Below are 19,608 nucleotides of genomic sequence, written 5' to 3'. Positions count from 1 at the left end.
GTTCTGAACGCACACGGATACCAACAGTGGAACCGCAGACAGCGCAATACTGTTATATCGTCCCCGGCGAACTGTGGCAACGGACGATATGAGCGATTCCTCACCGTCCTCCAGTCCGGACCGCCGCCGTACCCCGTCTGCAGGCAGCGATAGCGGCGGTCTCAGCCGCCGAGCGATGCTCGCCGCGTCGGTCGGACTTTCCGTATCAACCAGTGGCTGTCTCCGACATGTCCGCAGTATCGTCAATCGAAACGAGGTCGAACAACTCTCGCTGACGATCACGACGCTTTCCGCCGATGGGGACAGGGAGAGCATCCAGCTCGCACAGGACATCGGCGCGACGCTGGAAGCCGCCGGAATCGACATCGAGATCGATATGCAGTCGCGGGAGGCGTTTCGCCGCAGTATCCTGATTAACCACGACTTCGATATCTACGTCGGTCGCCACCCCGGAGATATCCGCCCGGACTTTCTCTACGAAACCCTCCACTCGAAATTCGCCGACGAATCGGGCTGGCAGAATCCGTTCGGCTTTACGAATCTCACGTTCGATACGTATCTCGAGCGCCAGCAGCGCGCCGGCGGCGAGGAGCGCGAACAGGCCGTCAACCAAACCCTCGAAGCACTCGCGCTCGAACAACCGTTCGTCCCCATCTGCGTTCCACACGAGTTCAGACTCGTTCGAACCGATCGGTTCGACGGCTGGAAGCAAGGCCATCTCGCAACCCGCATGGGGTATCTCGGACTCGATCCGCCGACGACGGAGGAGGCCGTGCTTCGAGCGGCCCATACGGATTCTCGGCCGTCGCAGAATCTCAACCCGCTCGCAGTGGAGTTTCGAAATCGTGGGCTGGTCACGGGATTGCTGTACGATTCGCTTGCGGTACCGAGATGGAGCGAGGGTGGGACGGATGCCGGAGATAGCGACGACGAGGAGCCGAACGGTATCGATGAGGACGGTGATCGGACATATTCTCCGTGGCTCGGGGCCGATTGGACGTGGAACGAGAACGAGAACGAAGATGGGGACGAACGCACCGAGAACGGGAGCGGTATCGATACCGACCTCGATCCCGACGCCGATCTCGAGCCCACCGGCACGCTGACCGTCACGCTCCGAGAGGGCTGTCAGTTCCACGACGGCCACGAACTCACCGCCGACGATGTCGCCTTTACCGTCGACTTTCTGTCCGATACGACACGGGACGACAACGAGTTCCCCGCGCCGTCGCCACGCTACCGCGGTCACATCGATCCGATCGCGGACGTAACCAAGCAGGGCAACGAACTCGAGTTCACCTGTACGGCGAGCGAACCCGTCGCCAAACGCGTCCTCGAGATTCCAATCTTACCCGCGCACATCTGGGGCGAGCGGACCGAGACGGCGAGTATCCCCGCTATCACCGTCGCAGACGGAACGACGGAAGCCCTCATCACCGATAATCTGCCGCCGATCGGAAGCGGCCCCTTCCAGTTCGAAAACCGGACCCAGCGCGAGTTCGTCACGCTCGAGCGCTTCGACGAGCACTTTACGCGACGCGAGTCCGTCGCACTCCCCGAAGCCAGCGCCGAGACGCTCCGGATACGGATCGATCCGCGGAGTACGTCCGCGATCGAACTCGTCGAGACCGACGAGGCGGACGTGACGAGTCTCGCCCTCGAATCCTACGTCGTCGACGACGTGCTCGAAGCCGAAAGCGAACGCGAGCAAATCAGCGACTCGGATCCGCTCGAAGTGATCGAGTCGTCGACGGGATCGTTCTACCACCTCGGTTTCAACGCGCGGACGGCACCGTTTTCCAATCCGCGGTTCAGACGGGTGATCGCCCGGTTGATCGACAAAGAGCAGTTAGTTTCGGACGTCTTCTACGGTCACGCGCGGCCGATCGCGGCACCCGTCACCCGAGAGTGGACGCCCGACTCGTTGGCGTGGACGGGAACCGACCCCGAGACACCGTTCCTCGGGACCGACGGTGAACTCGATGTGGAGGCGGCACGAGCGGCGTTCGAGGAGGCGGGCTTTCGATACGACGACCAGGGGCGGCTTCGGGTGAGATACTGATGCTCACACAGGTTCTCGTCCAGTTGGTCGTCGTCGTAACGCTCATGATCGCCGTCTCCGTGGCTCTCTTCGTCGGCCGCCACCGACTGCGAGTGACGCGCACGGAGTGGCGCACCCGCCTTCGCGATACGGCACCCGCGTTGGCCGTCCTCACCACCGTCTTGCTGTTCAACAGTATCGCCAGGCAGATCGTTCCCGACCTCTCGTGGATGATCGGCTGGAACCTCACCTGGGCCATCTACGACATCGAGGGCCAGTTCATCCTCTGGTTACAGTCGTTCGAGACGCCGGCCGTGACGGCCTACTTCTCCTTTATGTACATCTACGGCTACGTCTTCGCGCTCACGTTTCCGGTCGTCGCCTACTTTGCCCTCGCTGATACGCGCCCGCTCCGCGAACTGTTGGCCGCCTACACGCTCAATTACACCCTCGGACTCGTCCTCTACGTCTTCGTCATCGCCTTCGGACCGCGGAACATGATGCCTGAACTCGTCGAGGCGCTGCTGTACGATACGTATCCGCAGTACCAACACCTCACGCGACAGGTCAACCGAAACACGAACGTTTTCCCCTCGTTGCACGCCTCCCTCGCGACGACCGTCACCCTCCTCGCCTACCGAACTCGAGACCGGTATCCGACGTGGTTTTACGTCACTCTCGGATTGGGAACCTCGATCGCGCTTTCGACGATGTATCTCGGCATCCACTGGGCGATCGACGTGCTCGCGGGCTTCGGACTCGCCTACGTCAGCGTCAGTCTCGCTCGCGTACTCGTCGACCGCTGGTCCGTCTCCGCCTGGCTCGCCTCGATCCGGGGTCGAGACGCGGACGACGACTGTGAGGTGGATTCGAGTTCGGATCACACCTGATCGGTGGCGTCGCTGATCGTCGAGGTTACGCCGATGCCGGATTAGCATCCGATACTTATGTGACGAGTGAGGAGACGTGCAGAAACAACACGCTGGCTGTGAAAACTGGGCTCGAGCGTGGTGTCTCGAGGGGCGTCGCGTACCGAACCGTGGCTTCCGGAAGCCGAGAGCGGTCGGTTAATTCGTCGCTCAGTTGTCTTCGATCGCGTCCGCGATCCGCTTGAGCGCGCGCGTCTGGTCGCGCATTTCGTCGCGGAGTTGGCGAACCTCGCGGACGAGTTCTTCGTTGCCGACTTCGTCGCTGCCGCCGGGACCGCCGCCCATGCCGCCAGGACCGCCGGGGCCGCCCCCCATCATGCCGCCCATCATCTGTGCGAACGGGTTCCCGCCGCCGCCCATGCCGCCGGGACCGCCGCCGCCACCGCCGAACGGGCTCTCCGGAGGCTCGCCCTCGCCTTCGCCCTCTTCAGCGCGCTTTTCGCGGATTTCTTCGACTCGTTCGCGGAAGGACTTTTCTTCGCCGTCGTTTGCGTCGGCGTCACCGTTGTCGTCGACAGCGGTATCGGGTTCGTTTTCGTCCGTCATACTCTCGGATTCTGGACCGCCGGGGAAAAGGATTGTCATGTTTTCGGGGCTGCTGACGTGTTTCGTGGCTTCGAGGGTGAGGGCGAGGGCAGCAATGACGCCGTCCGTGAGGGGATCGAACTCTGCGAGCCGTGGTCGTACCTCGAGCGCCATCTCGACGAAGCGGGAGTCGGCGAGGCGTTGGTCCACCGTGGCGGCCTTCGAGCACGGATTTTGGAGGGTGCATCGATCGCCGAAACCGACCGGACCGGGAATTCACGTCACGAATTCGGGACAGAATATGACGAATAGCTGCGTTTGAGTTGGGGTGCCGAACATAATCGGACCAGATCGACGCATCTTCCGGGACCGGTACAATTTTCGCCGGCTACTCCTGAACGTCCAATACGTTATCCAAGGAATCAACTCATGAACGAGCCAGGACTTCAATCGCTACTAGATCAGGAAACGCTCGACCGACGAGTACGGGCTGAGGACGCGCCGCAGTGGGTTATCGACCACTGGGAGACGTTTCAGTCCGGACTGCTCGGCGAGCGGAACGATTCACCGTTCCCCTGTTTCTTCGGTGCCGAATCCGTCGGCAACGGGGAGCCGCTGTATACGACGGTACCGTCGATGAGCGACGCCGACGCGCTGCTGACGCTTCGCGATCGCATCCTCGACTATCTCGACGTGTATCGGGAGCATGCCGACCGCGCCTCGCTCGTCACCTTCTTCAAACCGCCCGCAGACCCGCTCCCAGAGCGAGCGTACCACGACGCGCTTTGGCATATCCTCCAGACGCTTCACCTCCACGACCCCGAGCCCTGGCCCGAAGACATCCCCACGGACCCCGATGACCAGTACTGGGAGTTCTGTCTCGGCGGCGAGCCGATGTTTCCGACCTGCCGCGCCCCGTTCTACGACACGCGCAAGAGCCGCTACTGTCCGGTCGGGCTCGAGATCACGTTCCAGCCGCGCGCACTCTTCGAGGGGCTGAACGTGACCGCCGACGACGAAGCCGGACAGCGTGCGCGCGACATCATCCAGGATCGGCTCGAAGATTACGACGGCGTCTGCCCGCACGCAGATCTCGGCGACTGGGGCGTCGACGGCGACCGGGAGTGGCCCCAGTACATGCTCTCGGCCGACGACGAACAGGCGCCCTCAGAATGCCCGATGACGGTGACCCGAGACCATCCCAAGCCGGCCGCGAAATTACCATGACAGGGAATACCGATTCCACCGCCCCCGACGACGCCGCGTTGCTCCTGATCGACTTCCAACGGGGGTTCGACGACCCGTCGTGGGGCTCGCGGAACAATCCCGACGCCGAGGACCGCGCCGCCGACCTGCTCGCACACTGGCGCGAGACCGACCGGCCCGTCGTCCACGTCCGCCACGACTCGACCGAAGCGGCATCGCCGCTTCGCAGCGACCAGCCGGGGTTCGCGTTCAAACCCGAGACGGAACCGCGCGCGGACGAGCGGACGTTCGTCAAATCGGTCAACGGCGCGTTCGTCGACACCGAACTCGAAGCGTGGTTACGCGACCGAGACCTCGAGACGCTCGTCGTCGCCGGACTGACCACGGACCACTGCGTCTCGACGACGACGCGGATGGCCGAGAACCGCGGGTTCGACGTGCGTCTCGTCGCCGATGCGACCGCCACCTTCGGGCGGACGTTCGACGCAGAAGCGTTCGACGCGGAGACGATTCACCGAACCGCCCTGGCCCAGCTCGAGGGCGAGTTCGCAACAGTCGTCCGGACGGCGTCGATTGTGTCCGAGTGAGTCGGTGAGCCGGCGTTTCGGGATCGGAATCGTTTCGCGTTGCGGACCAGTTCTCCACGGATCGACTATCGTCGGCGGGCGGTCCGTCTCCGTCGTCCGGAGGGAGCGCCACGCGACGGGACGGGCGTCCGCGCCCGCGAGCAACCGCCATAAACGAGTCACGAGCGACCGTCCCTATCATCCCACTCTTCGCGGAGCAGTCCGTACTGGATCATATCGCGGTGCTTCCCGTTGACGAACATGTACTTGCGGCGGCGACCCTCCTCGGCGAACCCGAGCGACTCTAGCAGGCCGCGGGAGGCGCCGTTGAAATCGTAGGCCTCCGCCCCTACGGCTGGTATATCGTATGTCCGAAAGACGTACTCGATGGCGAGCGAAACGGCCGCTTTGCCGTACCCCTCGCCGTGAACCGCCGGCACGAGCCAGTAGCCGAGTTCGGGACGTTTGTAGTTCGTATCCGCTACGGTCACCTGGCCGATCCGTGTCACGTCGTCAGTGCTCGGGGACCCAGCGGGAACACCGTCTTCGAGCGTGACGAGAAGTCGGTCCGTCCCCGACTCAGCGATATCGAACTCTTCCTGACTTCTGATCGGGTTCCCGAGCGGATACCGAAGGTCGGGATTGGCGCTTGCCCGCTGTAAAAACGGTATATCCTCGCTCTCGACGATTCGAAGGGTGACTCGCTCGCCGCTCGTAACTCGCGCACCTGGCATGACTGCAGCCAGGCGATGACGTCGCATCAGTGTTGTGCGAAAGCGGGGGAATCGGTTCGGGATACGCTACTGCGATCGGCGACTTCCGTCTCACCCGAAGGAACCGAGCGACGACTGCAGATTCCGCTCCGACTCGCCCTCGGTGAACTCGTAGCCGACGAGATCACGCATGTCCACGGCGTAGGTCGTTCCGCCGTTTTCGAGGACGAGAAGTCGCCCCTTCACGCCGACGACCGTCCCCCTCGCCACCGTCTCCTGAACTGGGCGAGCGTCGAGTTCACCGTCGGCTGCCAGTCCGTAGTCGAACGCGAACCGATCGATGACGTCGAACGGTTCGAGGACGGCCTCCCAGGCGGTCGCGTCAACCTCGTCTACGAGTGCGTCGACCTTCGGGTCGGTTCGCACGCGGTCGACGAGTCGAGTCGCGATTTTCGCCTCGATCTCGCGGGCGATCTTTCCGTTGGGGACGGTGTGGACGTGGGCCGCGCGGTCGGCCCCCTGCTCGCGGAGGCGGGTCTCGAGTCGCCAGTGACGGGTGACCCCGACCTTGAACGTATCGGGGGCGAACGCGGCGATGTAGACGGCGTGGTCCTCGTAGCAATCCATCTCGTCTTTCAGACAGGTGCCCGTACAGCGGGCGCAGACCCAGGTGCTCGTGTGGAACTCGCAGTAGGGTGCTGACGGGCGGTCGCAGGCGATGTGCTGGCCGTCGTCGATAGTGCCGGCGCAGTGGCGTGCGCCGAGCGCGTAGGCGAGTTCGTCCCCGTGCTCGAGTTCGCGGCGCTCGACTGCGTCGCCGTCGGCGAGCAGGAGCGCACAACCCCGGCCGCTGGGTTCGTAGCCGACCAGTTGCACGCGTGCGCGTTCGCAGCGCGAACGGATAGGCGTAGCGTTCCGGGCGAATCGGTCGTCGAGTAGTTGTTTCGAGTCTCATCAGTGTCTCCGCTGATATCAGTACTCGAGCGGTTCTCTCGGGAGCACTACCGAGCACTTCGGTCGGCTTCTCGGCGAAGCGAATGTCCCAATACCTCTCATATCGAACATGTTTATATTTATATAAAATATATAAGTTATTGAGTGAGTTCGGTGCCGGATTTACTGCGACATGAGAGACACGCACGCAGCCACGGAGGACGCGGCGGCAGATGACCGACGGACGTTTCTGCAGGCGATCGGCGCGGCCGCGACGGTGCCCGCCCTCGTGGGGACCGCGGTCGGAGACGCGAGTTCGGAATCGGACGCGCCGGAGCCGATTCGCTCCAGCGACGAAATCGTGCCGATCACGCACGGGATCGCCGTCGGTGACGTGACGGCGACGACGGCGGTCGTCTGGGCGCGCGCCGAGCGCGAGGCGACGATCCACGTCGCGTACGCGCCGATCGAGTCGGCCGATAAGGCCGGCTACGAGCGAGTCAGCGTCGACGGCGAGACCGACTACACCGGTCGCGTCCGCCTGACCGAACTCGCGTCCGGGACGGAGTACCGGTACTTCGTCTGGGCGATGCCCGCCGCGGCCGGGCCGATGTCGAAACGGCCGCTCGACGTCGACGAACTGACGGCCGACGCGATGCCCGACGCGATCGAATACGGAACCTTCCTCACGGCACCGTCGTCGACCGAGGAGCGATCGGTCACCTTCGCCTGGAGCGGCGACACCTGGGGTTACGGCGACGATCCGATCGAACCGCCGTTCCCCGGCCTGCGATCCATCGCGGAACGCGAGCCGGACTTCTTCCTCTATCACGGGGACACCATCTACGCCGACGCGCAGACGCCGGCCGGGAAGATTACGGAGAACACGCCGCTCGACGAGGCGCTCGAGATCTACCGGGACAAGTACAAGGAGATGCGAGACCCGCCGGCGAGCGTCGCCGAGCGGACGAACCTCCGCGAACTCTTGGAGTCCACGTCGGTCTACACCGTCTGGGACGACCACGAGGTCATCAACAACTTCGCCGGGCCGATCGAACCGCTGATGCCCGAGGGGCGGCGCGCGTTCCGCGAGTACTGGCCGCTCGACCGGGACGAGGACGCCGCACCCGGCGACTCCAACCGGTTCTACGACTCGTTCCGCTGGGGGAAACACGTCGAACTGTTCCTCATCGACACCCGCCAGTACCGCGATCCGAACGTCGAACTCGACTCGAAGACGCTGCTCGGACGCGAGCAACGCGAGTGGCTGAAGGACGCGCTCGCCGACTCCGACGCGACCTGGAAGGTACTCGCCTCGCCGGCCCCGCTCGGCTATCCCTCCGACTCGTGGGCCACGTCGGCGGACCGAACCGGCTACGAGGCGGAGCTTCTCGAACTCGTCGAGTTCGTCCAGACGGAGGAAATCGCGAATCTGGTCGTCGTCGCCGGCGACGTTCACAAGTCCGTCGTCGGGGCGTTCGACCCGGACGACGACGGCGAGTTCGAGTTCGTCGAGGCGGTCGCCGGGCCGCTCGGCGCGCCAAGCGGTCCCGCGGACGAACAGTACGCGCCGTTGAACCCGACGACGTTCTTCGCCAAGGGCGAGTACGCGAATTTCGGGACCGTCGAAGTGGCCGAATCCGGAGAGGCGATCACGATCGGCATCTACGACGAGTTCGGCGACGAGCAGTTCACGAAGGAGGTGCAGGCGGCCGATATCGATCCCGGCCCGACGCCGACCGACAGTATCGAGAGTTCGTTCGACGACGGGACCGACGGCTGGCTCGTCTCGCAGAACGGCGGCAGCGATCAGCCGGAATACTACGAAACGGGCGGCAATCCGGGCGGCCACATCGGCGACGAGGAGAATCAGGGCGGTATCGCCTGGTACTACCAGGCGCCGTTCTCGTACCTCGGTGACCGCGAGTCGTTCTACGGCGGGACGCTCTCGTTCGACCTGCGACAGGAACAGCCCGATCAGCAGTTCGACGCCGAACCGATCGAGGGCGGGGACGTGCTGCTCGCCGGCGACGGCACGCAACTCGTCTACGAGTTCCGCGACCCCGAACAGGTACCGGGCGAGGAGTGGACCTCGTTCGAGGTCCCGCTGACGGCGTCCGTGCCCTGGATCGACCTGACGAGTCAGGACCCCCTGGCGACCGAAGAGCGGTTCCGCGACGTGCTCGCCGATCTGACCGTGCTCCGCATCCGCGGGGAGTATCGCTCGGGAGACGACGCGAGCTACCTCGATAACGTGGTCCTCTCGAAGTGACGCCGCACTAACGCGGCGGTCCCGTCCGCCCGTCGAGCACCGACGCCGAACGGACAACACCTATCACCAATGGTGACCAAGTGAGCCCAATGATATCATCGCTCACCGGGTCGCTCGAGGCGGCGACGCCCGATTCGGACGCCGGCGTCGTGCTCACGTTTACCGTCCGAAACGAGGGCCCCGAAACGATCACAATCCAGTTCACCGACGCCTGCAAGGCGGACTTCGCCGTCGCGGACGAGGAGACGGGCCGGGAGGTCTGGCGCTTTACCGACGGGCGCATGTTCGCCCAACTGCTCAGCGCGGACGAACTCGAGCCGGGCGAGGCGACGACCTACGAGGCCGAATGGGAGAATCCGCAGTCGGGCGAGTTCACCGTGGTGGCCGAGTTGCGAGCGCGGGAGACGACGTGTGAGGCACGGACGGCGCTGAGCGTGTGACGCTGTCGCGCCGCGCTGCCGGTCGGCTGTGGCGACGGCTACCGCGAACAGCGAAGTCGATAAACCATCCCTCTCCTAAGGGTTCGATATGCAAGCGCTGGTCATCGCGGCGCACGGATCGCACCTGAATCCGGATGCCTCGAATCCGACGTACGCCCACGCGGATACCGTTCGCGAGACGGGCGCGTTCGACGAGGTCCGCGAGGCGTTCTGGAAGGAGGAACCGCACTTTCGCGAGGTGATCCGCACGCTCGAATCCGAGGAGGTGTTCGTCGTCCCGCTGTTCATCAGCGAGGGGTACTTCACCGAGCGGATCATCCCGCGCGAACTCCGCCTCGACGAGTTCGAGCCCGAGCAGTGGGAGTCCGACGGGACGAGTGCCTCGCAGGTAACGTTCGAAGCCGAGGACGTCGGGAAAACCATCCACTACTGCGGGCCGGTCGGCACCCACGATGCGATGACGGACGTGATCGTCCAGCGCGCCGAGAGCGTTACCAGCGATCCGTCGGTGGGCAAGGGAGTCGGCCTCGCGGTCGTCGGCCACGGCACCGAGCGCAACGAGAACTCGGCCAAGGCCGTCGAGTACCACGCCGACCGCATCCGCGAGCGCAGGCGCTTCGACGAGGTCGAGGCGCTGTTCATGGACGAGGAACCGGAAGTCGACGACGTGACGGACTTCTTTGCAACCGAGGATATCGTCGTCGTCCCGCTGTTCGTCGCCGACGGCTACCACACCCAGGAGGACATCCCCGAGGACGTGGGACTCACCGAGGATTACCGCCTCGGCTGGACCGTCCCCGCCGAGGTCGACGGCCACCGCATCTGGTACGCCGGTGCCGTCGGCACCGAGGGACTGATGGCGGACGTGATCCTCGAGCGCGCGGCCGACGCCGGGGCCGAACTCGGCGACGCGATCGAGCGCGTTCGACAGATCACGAGTTCAGCGACCGAATCGGATCCCGAACGGACCTCGCAGGCGGGTGACTGACGATGGTCGCGACGAGACACGTCGAGGAGTTGGTACAGCGCGTTACCGGCGGCGGTGACGACAGCGACATCGCGTTCGATGGACTCCGGATTACGCGCGACGAGTCCGACGACGAGTTCACGTTCACCCTCGCGATCGACGGGGGGCGCGTCGACCGGACCGGACTCGACGCGGACGGTCTTCGGGCGGTTCTGGCGGGTGAGGCCGGCGAGGCGGGTGCGGTCGTCGAGCCGTACGTCACGAACTGGCACTACTGGCAGGAGACGGTCGGCGGCGAGGGAACGGCCCGGCGGGCGTTCCTGCGGTGGTGTGAGGACGCGCCGCTTGCCGACGACGACGCAACCTCCGTTCCGGCTCGCTACGCGGACGTACGCGACGGTATCGACCGCGAATGGGGGCAACTCTGTATCACCGCCCGCTTCGTCGACGGCGACGAACCCGACGGCGAGCGCGCCTACGACCTCTGGCACGTCGACGACGCCGACGCGGATCTCGACGCCCTCGAAATCCACGACGAGCCGCGTGCGGCCCGCGAACTCGCGACCTACGACGAGGACGGTCGCTACCGGCCGCTCAAGACCGCGCCGACGCTCGAAACCGGCTGGGCGTTCACCGGCCTCTCCGGAACCGAACTCGTCGACGCCGTCGGCTTCTTCTACCCGGCGACGATCGCCAACTGGCACCGCGAACGGGAAGGCGAACTGGATGTCGACCACTGGAGCGAGACCGCGGCCCGCCAGAGCGGCATCTACGAGGTCGTCTCCGAACTCCCGCGCGAGGCCGTCGACTGGCTGGCGGAGGCCTGCTGCGTCGACTCCCAGTGTCTGCGCCGGCGCGAGTGGGAGTACGAAGCGGGCGACGACCTCGACCCCGACGGCGGCGACGGCCCCTTCCCCTGCCGGGAACCCTGTTCGCTCGTCATCGCCGCCGCGCGCAAGTGGGCGATCGCGGAGTCCGAAACGGAGCGCACGTACGAACTCGAGTTGACCCCGAGCGAGCGCAACCAGCTCGAGGAACTGATCGACGCGGTCGCAGACGATCGAACGGACGAGATCCGCGAAGCCGACGTCAACGACGGCGCGAATCGGTACCGCGCCCGGTATCTCCGGGCGAAGCGATTCGCCGACGGTGAACTCGAGATGCGAGAACAGTAGACCGATCGCGTGATCGACACGGACTACGTCACGAGCAAGAACAGTGCGACGATAACACCGACGACAACGACGCCGACGCCGAACGTCGCCACCGGACCGCCGATACTCGCCGCCGTCGTCATGGCGAGAATCAGCGCGAGCGCACCGAGTGCGAGCACGGCGAACGTGGCCGGTTCGAGCCCGAGCTCAGCACGGAGACGCGCAATCGATGAGCGGTCCGCGGTCGTGCTTGCGGTCGCGTCACCGGCGTCGGCTTGCGGTGAACTCGAAAGCGACTCGTCGATGTCGACATCCGGCGGAGTCGGTGAGACCGTAACGGTAATCGTGACCGACTCGGACCCGTAACCGGTCAGGATCTCCAGTTTACCGCGGATCGGCTCCTGAAGCGAGTCGGCGCTAATGCTGATGGGAATAGGGGTTATGCTGTCCGCCTCGATGTAGTAGTTCGGGCTATCGAGCGTGGCGACGCGGGCGAGTGTGTCGTCGAGTCGGCAGTGGACGTGTGCCGGCGCCGCGTGGCCGTGCAGTTCGAGGACGAACGAGTCGTTCGTCTCGAGAGCCGTCGTTTCGGCGGTGAGCGTGTCGGGTTGGTTGCGGTTGACGTGAACGTGGACGGGCGTCGGTACAGCACTCGACGGGGACGAGGGGGATGATTGTGAACGCGAGGAGTCAGTGGGCTGTGTCCGATCGGTATCACTACGGGCTGACGATGCAGCTGTCGGCGACTCGGACTCGCGGGCGGAAGTGGGGTCAGACCCAGTCACGAGACGATACAGAGAGTGGTATCGGGCCAGTCACAAGTAGTTACCGTCGATCGACTCGACTGTCTTAGGCCGGGGATTCCTCGCGCATGTCCGGCGGGAGCAGGTTCGGAATCCCGTCGTCGATGGGATAGCGCTCGCCGCAATCGGTACAGACGAGTTCACCGGAAACGACTTCGGCAGCATCAGTATCACCGTCAGTGTCCGCGTACGTCGCGTTTTCGAGCTCCAGTTCGTGCTTGTCGAGCGGACAGCGGAGGATATCAAGCAACGACTCTTTCATACTTCGTAGGCGTATCGCATACAGCAAAAGGCTTCGGGAACGGATGCACCGAAATGGGCAACCAGTGAACATATATACGACACTGTGTATCTCATTCCCAATGGGGCAGCGAGTCGCACGGAACCGAACACTATCCAGCGGGGTGATCGTGATCGATGGAGTCCGGTCATCTCGGCGATAGTGTTGCGCAGCTGGGCCGCCTCGCGACCGATCTCGAGGCCTGTGAGTCGGTCGCGGAAGTCTATACGCGCGCCGTCAGCGGCGTCGATCGCATTATCGAGTTCGATGCCGCGAGTATCTGTACCGTCGAGGACGGCACGTTCGAACCACGGGCGGCGAACACCGCGGGATTGATCCCGGCCGAACCGCTCGCGGCCGACGCGGGTGTCGCGGGGAAGACATACCGCGAGGACAGGACGTACGTCGTCGACGATCTGACGACGGCTCCTAACGCCGCACCCACGAGCGACGCGTTTCGATCGGTGCTGTCGATCCCGCTCGAGTTCGGCGGCGTCGTCCAGTTTCACGCGACGGAGCCGGCCGCGTTCTCGGAGGCCGATCGCCACCTCGGCGAACTCTTCGTCGCGACGGTCACGAACGCTCGCAACCGGGTTACCTACCAGAGCGCGCTCGAGACCGAACGGGATCAGTTCGCGGCGCTGTTCGAGAACGTTCCCGACGCCGCCTTGCAGTATCGAATCGAAGACGGCACACAGTTGGTCGATGCTATCAACTCCGCGTTCATCCGCGTCTTTGGGTACGACGCCGCAGACGCCGTCGGCGAACCGCTTACGGAACTCCTCCTCCCAGCGCGGATGACGGCGACTGAGGCGGGGGCTGACACGACGGGAGAGAGAGGGACAGGAACGAGAACGGGAACGGGACCGGAACCGGAACCGAAACCGGAATCGACCGATACCGCCGGTGTACCTGGGCAGGAACGGACACAAACACGGCCACAATCACACCCAACACACCTCGTCGAAACCGAACTCACCGAACGCGCCGACGTCGAGGTCGTCCGCGAAACCGCCGACGGCCCGCGCCCGTTCTTGCTTCGAAACATCCCCGTCGCAACCACCGACGGCACGACCCGCGGCTACCTGATCTACACCGACCTCACCGAACTCAAACTGCGCGAGCGCGAGCTCCAGCGCAAGAACGAACGCCTCGACCAGTTCGCGAGTATCGTCAGCCACGACCTCCGAAACCCGCTCGGCGTCGCCGACGGCTATCTCGAACTCGCACTCCAGAAGGCCCGGGAGAGCCAAACGGACGAGACCGTTCCAACGACTGAACTCGAAGAAATCCAGCGTGCACACGATCGCATGAAGCGACTGATCGAGGACGTGCTGACGATGGCCCGCGGCAAGCGCGTCGAGGACCCACCGCCAGTCGATATCGACACGATCGCAACGACCGCTTGGAACAACGTCGACACCGACACGGCCTCACTCGAGGCCACGAGCGACACCCAACTCGCAGCCGACCGCGGCCGCCTCCTCCAACTATTCGAGAACCTCTTTCGGAACGCGATCGAACACGCCGGCCCAGCGGTCAGCGTGCGCGTCGACTCCCTTCCGAACGGCTTCGCCGTCGAGGACGACGGCCCCGGCATTCCGCCGGCCGAACGCGACTCGGTCCTCGAACCCGGCCAGTCCAGTACGGCCGACAACACCGGCCTCGGCCTCGCGATCGTCGCACAGATCGCCGCGGAACACGGCTGGACCCTCGAGCTATCGGCGGCGAATACTGCCGATAACGCGACTCCCGGCGCACGATTCGAGTTCAGCGAAGCGTCTAGGCCGCTCGAACGGCCGGGCGAACTCGACCGCGAACGCGGTTCTGGAGTGGCGTTTGGAAGCGAGTCGACCGCCGGTTTGGTCGACGGATCGGAAACGCGCTCCAGATTCGAACTCGAAGCCGACTCTGATTCTGAGGCGGGCCCTGCGCCCGGCTCCACGACCGATCCGGAAAGCGATCGTCCCGCCCACCAATCGGAACCGACCGGCGAGGCCAGTGACGGTGATAGCGAGAGGGACAACGGCGGAAGCAGAGACAAAACCGAGGACGAGCACACANGCTCCACGACCGATCCGGAAAGCGATCGTCCCGCCCACCAATCGGAACCGACCGGCGAGGCCAGTGACGGTGATAGCGAGAGGGACAACGGCGGAAGCAGAGACAAAACCGAGGACGAGCACACGAACGCGGCTGATGAGGACACACGATGAGCCGCTCCACAAGTACCGATCCCGTGACCGTTTCGATACGCGGGACAACGCTTCGAGCCAGTGATATCGCGGGAAACACCGTTTCGTTCGGTCTCGTCGGCTGGGATCGACTGGACGACCCCCACTCGTTCGACGAACCGATCGACGCCACGGCCGTCGGTCGCGTCTCCGAACTCCGATACGACCTGTTGAATATGGTCGATATCACGCGCCTGGACGAGGCCGGCGACCGACACGGCACCGGCGGTGACGGCAACGGCGACACAGCCGCCGATCGCAGCCCCGACTCGGCGTTCGAATCGGTCACGCAGCGGGACGACTCGTCGTTTCAGAACTCGCGGCTCTCCGTCGAGGCCGGAGACGAGGAGCTGACGCTCTCGGACGGCTCCTACGTCTGCCGGTTCGAGTCGAATATCTTCGTCCGACTCCGGTTCGATGGCCCGGCCACGCTTCGAAACCGCTCGCGCGGCCCGCTGACGATTTCGTTTCCCCACCCGACGCGAGTGACCGTGGGCTTCAAATCACCCGTCGATTATCCGCGCGACGAACTGACGGTCGCTCCAACCCCCGACGGCGTCGCCACCGCACTCTCGCACCTCTCCGCCTCGATCGAGACGACGACCGTCGACCGCGTCCACCGTAACTACCGGGGCTATCCGCCGCTGCTCTCGATCGACGCCGATGCGGACGAAACCCGCGTTCCCGACGCGGTTCGCGACGCGACGCCCGAGACCGATCTCGAACTCGTCGTGCCGAACGAGCTAGCAGCACTCTTTACGGTGGCACCGCTTGCGTACTATCTCAGTGCGCGCGTCCGAACGCCGGCCCGTACCGACCGGCTCGCGACAGACGCACCTGTTCTTCGGTCTCTACAACACGGACTGCTCCACGAGTTCAGCGATGGCCCCGCGTTCCCGACGGCGGTTCGAGCGCTTCTGCGGCGGACGTTTTTCCTCGATCTGCTGGCGTCGTGGGTCGAGCCGACGGAACTCACTGTCGTCGAATCCGAGCAGCTTCGGCGCGCCGGAATCGAACTGACGGACTGTTCGGGAAAGCCGATCGCCGAGCGCGTCCGGACGTATCTGTCCTTTTCCGACGGGACGATCGAGGAGGTTCTACCGCGATGGCCCTATCGGATGACCGTCGTCCCGACGATCGAGCACGTCAGCGCGCTTCCGCATCTGCTCTATGACCTCGCTGCGATCGATCCGCCGTCGGAACGGGCACGGGAAGGGGGCCGGGATCGGGGTCAGGGTCGAGCTGTCGAGACGGCAACCAGTGCGGACGAACTGGCTGTGCGGCGACGAATACATGGCGTGCTTGGATCGCATTCGGCTGTGAAGACGGAGGCGGAGACGGGGCCAGGGACGGAGACGGAAACGGGCAATGAGACGAAGACGACAGAAACGGACGCGGCCAAGGCGGTGACGGAAACGAACGTGCACCCAAACGCAGACGCCACCCAGCTCCCCCAACCCCGTTCTACGCCCGTCACTGCCGCCCAGCGGACGACCTTTACAGCCAGTCTCACAGCCTACGAGAACCGACTCTCCGATCTCGAACAACAATCGGACGACCGCACCGTCGTCATCGTGTTCGCAACCGACCGCGTTCCGGAATCGGCACGAACCGCCGTCGTCGACACCTATACCCGCCGATCTGACGCCGTCTCGCCACGCGTCGAACGCGTCGACGAACCGACGCGCGCTGAACTCGATGCCGTGTTCGAGACCGGAGCCGATTTCCTGCACTACATCGGCAACTGCGACGAAACGGGACGCGGACTGGCGTGTACCGACGGCACGCTGCATCCGGACGATCTCTCCGAAAACGAGGTGGGGTTGTTCCAACTCGATGCGACGAACGCCACGACGGTCGCGACTGAACTCGTCGAGACGGGGAGCATCGCCGGCGTGGCGGGCTACAACACGCCGGAAGCGCCGGTCGAGGCCAGCGGTGATGAGGAGGTTGCAATCTCGACGACGATCGGCGAACTGCTCCTGTACGGCCAGAGCCTCGCGACGGCACACACCTGTGCGACCGTCGGTTCCGGTGGCGACGGTAGTAACGGCGATGGCGATGGTGCCAGCGGGATCGTCGTCGGAGATGGAACGCACCGATTCGTTGCGAAATGGCGACCGTCGGAGATCCAGACACTACATACGTCCCCCGATGGCACTATTGAAGGGGTCTCCGTCCCGTTCCCGGTTGATCCCGTCGGTGCCCACTGGCGAGGAAACCGACCGGAGCGAAAGCGCTTGATCCCGGCGACGATCACACACGAAATCGAACCGGACGGTCTCAACGAGTACATCTCGAACACGATCCGTCCGATATACTACGACGGACAGTTCTACTGGCCGGAAGAGCAAAAACAGTTGCTGTACCCGATCTCGTAGCCGCCACGAGCGGCTGTGACCGGAGACAGATCGAAGACCGTCGAGTAGCTACTCGTCGGGCGTCTCGACGATAACGGTTTCCTCGCGGCCCGGCCCGACGCCGACCGCGTAGATCGGCGTCTCGAGTTCATCGCTGACGTACTCGAGGTAGGTGCGGGCGTTCTCCGGAATCGCGTCGTAGCCCTCCTCGGCCACGGCGGCCCAGTCGACGTCCGCCCAGCCGTCGAACGTCTTGAGCGTCGCCTCACAACGGCCCCACTGTTCGGTGGTTGGGGGCATCGTCAAGAGTTCGTCGTCATCGGAACGCATCGCGTTCTGAGTGCCCGCCGAGGATTGCTCGGCGGTGTCGAACTCGTAGCTGTGGCCGACTTTCACTTCATCCAGACCGGCGAGCACGTCGATGTGGTTGATCGCGAGGCCGGTAAAACCGTTCGCGCGCGCGGCGTGGCGCAACATCGGCATGTCGAGCCAGCCGACGCGGCGGGGGCGACCGGTGACGGTGCCGTACTCGCCACCCTCGTCGCGGATGTAGGTCGCGAGTTCTTCCTCGTCCGCACTGGCCCCAGCGGGATCGTAGTCGGGAGTCTGACCCTCGACGCCGCCCAGTTCGGTCGGGAGCGGGCCGGTGCCGACCCGCGAGAGGTAGGCTTTGATGATGCCGACGACCTCGCCCTGACCGACGACCGTCGGCCCGAGGCCGGTGCCGACCGTCGCCCCGCCCGCGGTCGGGTTCGAGGAGGTGACGTAGGGATAGATGCCGTGGTCGATGTCGATCGATGTTCCCTGTGCGCCCTCGAGCATGACGCTCTCGTCAGCGTCGATGCGTTCTTGCAGGAAGGAACCGCAGTCGACGGTCATGTTCTCCTCGGCGAGGCGCTCGCCGAACTCGCGGTAGGTGTCGTAGAGAGCGTCGATGTCGAACGCCTCGCCGGTTTCCTTCTCGAAGACCTTCTCGGCGAGGGCTTTCTTCTGGGGGACGACGTATTCGAGCCGTTCGCGGAGGGCGTCGGGATCGAGCAGGTCGCCGATGCGGACGCCGCGTCGGCCGGCCTTGTCCTCGTAGGTCGGCCCGATGCCGCGCCCGGTCGTCCCGGCGGCGAGGTCGTCCTTTTCTTCCTCTTCGATCCCGTCGAGCGCGCGGTGGTACGGGAGGATCACGTGGGCGCGCTCTGCGACGCGAACGTCCGGGTCCAACCCGCGCTCGCGAAGCGCGTCGATCTCCTCGAACAGCGTCTCGGGGTTGACGACACAGCCGTTCCCGAGGACGCCGACCTTGTCCCGGACGGCTCCCGACGGAACGAGTGATAGCTTGTACTCCTCACCGTCGTGGACGACGGTGTGTCCAGCGTTGTCGCCGCCCTGATAGCGGGCAACGACATCGGCGGTGTCACCGTAGAGGTCGACGACGCCGCCCTTGCCTTCGTCGCCGAGTTGAGCCCCGACGATTGTGACGGTCATAACAGCGGCGGATTCTTGCCGATCCGATAAACAGATTACGGTATCACCGGGGCGTCACCCGGAACGAGACCGTCAATATACGCACGATTATGCCCATGTTTCCGCGAGCCAAGCGAGAGAATACACGCATCCATCCACGTTTGCAGCGGTCGACAGAGAACGAGCCGATAACTGACCCGAATTCGTCCGCACACACTCGCTACCCGGTAGAATCGATCATCATCGTTCATGTGTATGACTCGCAAGCGGAAGCGTTAACTACTATCAAAAACGACCACCGAGTTGAGAGTGGACAGCTCTCTCCTAGAGAGTAACTTTTAAAAGCTACAAAGACAAGTTAACAAATGCCATGATAGACCGACTTGAGAAGGAAGTCGATATGCTCGAACGACATCTGCAGGTCCTGAAGATGGTCATCGAAAACGAACCCATCGGTATCGTAAAGATGTCCAACGAAACCGGCTACCCCCACCACAAGGTTCGCTACTCCCTCCGCGTTCTCGAGGAAGAAAACCTCATCGAGCCCTCCAGCCAGGGTGCCATCAAAACCGAGCGTACCGTCGAGTTCGTCGATGAACTCGACGGCAAAATCGACGACATCGTCGACAAGCTCGAGGGTATGAAGATCGAAGACGTCGCAGAGGCCGACAGCTAACGCCTGGAAACTGATCAGTCGACAGCGCTAGCTCGCCTCGAACAGATCGAT

At 64.2% G+C, this 19,608-nt stretch carries 17 protein-coding genes and 1 pseudogene; 12 read left to right on the top strand and 6 right to left on the bottom strand.

The window, feature by feature from the left end:
- Window positions 1-88: 88 nt before the first annotated feature.
- Together C481_RS12160 and C481_RS12155 are read left to right on the top strand one after the other, a co-directional pair.
- The gene (locus tag C481_RS12160) at window positions 89-2,062 is read left to right on the top strand and encodes an ABC transporter substrate-binding protein (RefSeq protein ID WP_049904646.1); all 1,974 of its coding nucleotides are present in this window, start codon (window positions 89-91) and stop codon (window positions 2,060-2,062) included.
- A complete protein-coding gene (locus tag C481_RS12155) occupies window positions 2,062-2,931 on the top strand; it encodes a phosphatase PAP2 family protein (RefSeq protein WP_006109520.1) in 870 nt (289 codons plus the stop codon). The genes C481_RS12160 and C481_RS12155 overlap by 1 nt, the downstream gene beginning before the upstream one ends.
- A gap of 189 nt (window positions 2,932-3,120) precedes the next feature.
- Here the strand turns inward: C481_RS12155 and C481_RS12150 are convergent, their stop codons facing one another.
- Window positions 3,121-3,555 (bottom strand): hypothetical protein, encoded by a 435-nt coding sequence (locus tag C481_RS12150; RefSeq protein ID WP_193787839.1) that lies wholly within the window; start codon window positions 3,553-3,555, stop codon window positions 3,121-3,123.
- A 57-nt stretch (window positions 3,556-3,612) separates the two neighbouring features.
- Here C481_RS12150 and C481_RS22680 point away from each other — a divergent pair.
- From C481_RS22680 to C481_RS12140, 3 genes and pseudogenes are all read left to right on the top strand, one after another.
- Window positions 3,613-3,807, top strand: a pseudogene (locus tag C481_RS22680) (MOSC domain-containing protein); the annotation flags it as partial.
- A 117-nt stretch (window positions 3,808-3,924) separates the two neighbouring features.
- The gene (locus C481_RS12145) at window positions 3,925-4,722 is read left to right on the top strand and encodes a YqcI/YcgG family protein (protein WP_006109518.1); all 798 of its coding nucleotides are present in this window, start codon (window positions 3,925-3,927) and stop codon (window positions 4,720-4,722) included.
- Window positions 4,719-5,288: a cysteine hydrolase family protein gene (locus C481_RS12140; protein ID WP_006109517.1), complete on the top strand. Its 570-nt coding sequence runs from the start codon at window positions 4,719-4,721 to the stop codon at window positions 5,286-5,288. Before C481_RS12145 ends, C481_RS12140 begins: the two co-directional genes overlap by 4 nt.
- A 158-nt stretch (window positions 5,289-5,446) precedes the next feature.
- Here C481_RS12140 and C481_RS12135 read toward each other — a convergent pair whose 3' ends face one another.
- Both C481_RS12135 and C481_RS12130 read right to left on the bottom strand, forming a co-directional pair.
- Window positions 5,447-6,001 (bottom strand): GNAT family N-acetyltransferase, encoded by a 555-nt coding sequence (locus tag C481_RS12135; protein WP_006109516.1) that lies wholly within the window; start codon window positions 5,999-6,001, stop codon window positions 5,447-5,449.
- Window positions 6,002-6,091: 90 nt separating this feature from the next.
- Window positions 6,092-6,856: a DUF2797 domain-containing protein gene (locus C481_RS12130; RefSeq protein ID WP_006109515.1), complete on the bottom strand. Its 765-nt coding sequence runs from the start codon at window positions 6,854-6,856 to the stop codon at window positions 6,092-6,094.
- 250 nt (window positions 6,857-7,106) lie between these two features.
- On the opposite strand from C481_RS12130, the gene C481_RS12125 reads away from it, so the two are divergent.
- From C481_RS12125 to C481_RS12110, 4 genes are all read left to right on the top strand, one after another.
- Window positions 7,107-9,185 (top strand): alkaline phosphatase D family protein, encoded by a 2,079-nt coding sequence (locus tag C481_RS12125; RefSeq protein ID WP_006109514.1) that lies wholly within the window; start codon window positions 7,107-7,109, stop codon window positions 9,183-9,185.
- 89 nt (window positions 9,186-9,274) lie between these two features.
- Window positions 9,275-9,625, top strand: coding sequence for a BsuPI-related putative proteinase inhibitor (locus C481_RS12120; protein ID WP_006109513.1), 351 nt, complete (start codon window positions 9,275-9,277; stop codon window positions 9,623-9,625).
- A gap of 88 nt (window positions 9,626-9,713) precedes the next feature.
- Window positions 9,714-10,613: a CbiX/SirB N-terminal domain-containing protein gene (locus C481_RS12115; protein WP_006109512.1), complete on the top strand. Its 900-nt coding sequence runs from the start codon at window positions 9,714-9,716 to the stop codon at window positions 10,611-10,613.
- A 2-nt stretch (window positions 10,614-10,615) separates the two neighbouring features.
- Window positions 10,616-11,767 (top strand): DR2241 family protein, encoded by a 1,152-nt coding sequence (locus C481_RS12110; RefSeq protein ID WP_006109511.1) that lies wholly within the window; start codon window positions 10,616-10,618, stop codon window positions 11,765-11,767.
- A 23-nt stretch (window positions 11,768-11,790) separates the two neighbouring features.
- On the opposite strand, the gene C481_RS12105 is transcribed toward C481_RS12110, so the two are convergent.
- Together C481_RS12105 and C481_RS12100 are read right to left on the bottom strand one after the other, a co-directional pair.
- Window positions 11,791-12,531, bottom strand: coding sequence for a DUF7524 family protein (locus C481_RS12105; protein ID WP_006109510.1), 741 nt, complete (start codon window positions 12,529-12,531; stop codon window positions 11,791-11,793).
- 64 nt (window positions 12,532-12,595) lie between these two features.
- Window positions 12,596-12,811, bottom strand: coding sequence for a methytransferase partner Trm112 (locus tag C481_RS12100; protein ID WP_006109509.1), 216 nt, complete (start codon window positions 12,809-12,811; stop codon window positions 12,596-12,598).
- 155 nt (window positions 12,812-12,966) lie between these two features.
- Here C481_RS12100 and C481_RS12095 point away from each other — a divergent pair, with 155 nt between their 5' ends.
- On the top strand, window positions 12,967-15,045 hold the full coding sequence (locus C481_RS12095; protein WP_006109508.1) for an ATP-binding protein: 2,079 nt from the start codon (window positions 12,967-12,969) through the stop codon (window positions 15,043-15,045).
- The gene (locus tag C481_RS12090; protein ID WP_049904622.1) at window positions 15,042-17,444 is read left to right on the top strand and encodes a hypothetical protein; all 2,403 of its coding nucleotides are present in this window, start codon (window positions 15,042-15,044) and stop codon (window positions 17,442-17,444) included. Before C481_RS12095 ends, C481_RS12090 begins: the two co-directional genes overlap by 4 nt.
- Window positions 17,445-17,492: 48 nt before the next feature.
- Here the strand turns inward: C481_RS12090 and C481_RS12085 are convergent, their stop codons facing one another.
- Entirely contained in the window at window positions 17,493-18,902 is a 1,410-nt protein-coding gene (locus C481_RS12085; RefSeq protein ID WP_006109506.1) for an adenylosuccinate synthase, read from the bottom strand.
- A 349-nt stretch (window positions 18,903-19,251) separates the two neighbouring features.
- Here C481_RS12085 and C481_RS12080 point away from each other — a divergent pair, with 349 nt between their 5' ends.
- Window positions 19,252-19,557 carry a hypothetical protein gene (locus C481_RS12080; protein ID WP_006109505.1) on the top strand — a complete coding sequence of 102 codons (306 nt, stop codon included), beginning with the start codon at window positions 19,252-19,254 and terminating at the stop codon, window positions 19,555-19,557.
- The last annotated feature ends 51 nt before the right edge of the window (window positions 19,558-19,608 follow it).

The organism is Natrialba asiatica DSM 12278, assembly GCF_000337555.1.
Taxonomy (GTDB): domain Archaea; phylum Halobacteriota; class Halobacteria; order Halobacteriales; family Natrialbaceae; genus Natrialba; species Natrialba asiatica.
This window is presented reverse-complemented; position numbering and strand designations above follow the sequence as displayed.